Raw genomic sequence first — 1,701 nt, 5'->3', positions numbered from 1 at the left:
TTCGCCATCCCGCCGGCGGGCGTCCTCACCTGGGCCGGCCACCGCGACACCACCTGGCTGGCCTGCCTCCTCACCGCCGCCCTCATCGGCACGGCCCTGGCCCGCCTCGTCCACGCCCGGGCCGCCTACCGCCGCCTGGCCCCCGGCCACGCCCGGCCCGACACCGCGACCGGCGACGGACCGTACGACTCCTGACGCGGCACCGCGGAGGGCGATCAGCCGGCGACGGCCGAGACGGTGACGGGGATGTTGCCGCGGGTGGCCTTGGAGTAGGGGCAGATCCGATGGGCCGCGGCACCCAGTTCCGCGGCCGTCTCCTGGTCGACGCCGCCGAGTTCGAGGCTCAGCGCGGCGGCCAGGCCGAACTCACCGTCGTCACCGTGGTGGAGGGTGATCTCGGCGCTGACAGCGGTGCCGGTCAGCCTGATCCTCCGCTCGGCGGCGGCGCGGCGCACGGCCCCCAGGAAGCAGGCCGCCCAGCCCGCCGCGAACAACTGCTCGGGGTTGGTGGCGCCACCGGCGCCGCCCAGCTCCTTCGGTAGGGCCAGCGAGGTCCGCAGAAGTCCGTCCTCGGACCGCACGCTACCGCCGTTGCGGCCTTCTCCGTCGACCTTCACGACGGCGGTGTAGCTGAATGCCATGACTGTGCTCCCATTCGTCACTTGTTCAAGCGGTGACGAGATGGTGACAGTGCTTTTCATCTCCCGTCAATAGAGGGCTTGATGCGTGCTGGCTCATAGTGCGTCACCTGTTTGACGGGTGACGACCGGCATGGAACAGTCAGGCCTCGCACCAGCCGGTGCACGTCACACCACGGAGGCCCGAGTGATCAACAGGCGTAGTTTCGGCAAGGCCCTCGGAGTGGGCGTGGGAGCGGCGGCCGTAGGGCTGGCCGGCGCGGGGAGCGCCGCCGGTGCGCACCGCGGTACACGCGCCGGGGCGCACACCACGTTTCCGCGGATCCAGCAGGTCGAGGCCGGTGTCCTGGACGTCGGCTACGCCGAACTCGGCCCCGCCCACGGGCCCGTGGTCATCTGCCTGCACGGCTGGCCGTACGACATCCACAGCTACGTCGACGTCGCTCCGCTGCTGGCCGAGCGGGGGTACCGGGTGATCGTCCCGTACCTGCGGGGTCACGGCACGACGCGCTTCCTGTCCGGCAGGACCTTCCGCAACGCCCAGCAGTCGGCGATCGCCATGGACGTGATCGCGCTGATGGACGCCCTGAAGATCCACCGGGCCGTGCTGGCCGGCTTCGACTGGGGCTCACGCACCGCCGACATCGTCGCCGCGCTCCGGCCCGAACGCTGCACGGCGCTGGTGTCGGTGGGCGGCTACCTCGTCACCGACCGGGAGGCCAATCTCAAGCCGCTGGCGCCCAAGGCCGAACTCGCCTGGTGGTACCAGTACTACTTCGCCACCGAGCGGGGCCGGCTCGCCATGGAGGACAAGAAGCTGCGCCACGACCTGACCCGGCTCGTCTGGGACACGGTCTCCCCGACCTGGGACTTCGACGACGCCACGTTCGAGCGCACCGCGGCGGCCTTCGACAACCCCGACTACGCGGCCGTCGTCGTCCACAACTACCGCTGGCGGCTGAGCCTCGCCGACGGGGAGCGCCGCTACGACGGACTGGAGAAGCTGCTCGCCGCCCGCCCCACGATCGGGGTCCCGACCATCACGCTCGACGCCGAGCGGGAC

2 protein-coding genes and 1 pseudogene are annotated in these 1,701 nt (G+C 71.4%); 2 read left to right on the top strand and 1 reads right to left on the bottom strand.

Translation table 11 applies throughout. The features are described 5' to 3' along the window. Positions 1-195: pseudogene (locus ACZ561_RS40065) on the top strand (hypothetical protein); the annotation flags it as partial. 20 nt (positions 196-215) lie between these two features. Here the strand turns inward: ACZ561_RS40065 and ACZ561_RS40060 are convergent. After that, positions 216-641: an Ohr family peroxiredoxin gene (locus tag ACZ561_RS40060; RefSeq protein WP_184848130.1), complete on the bottom strand. Its 426-nt coding sequence runs from the start codon at positions 639-641 to the stop codon at positions 216-218. 184 nt (positions 642-825) lie between these two features. Between ACZ561_RS40060 and ACZ561_RS40055 the strand changes: the two genes are divergently transcribed. Beyond that, on the top strand, positions 826-1,701 hold an 876-nt coding region (locus tag ACZ561_RS40055; RefSeq protein WP_471005089.1), incomplete at its 3' end, for an alpha/beta fold hydrolase.

This window comes from Streptomyces sp. NPDC039609, assembly GCF_055596705.1.
Note: the sequence above shows the minus strand (reverse complement) of the source record. Positions and strands in the feature narration are given on the sequence as shown.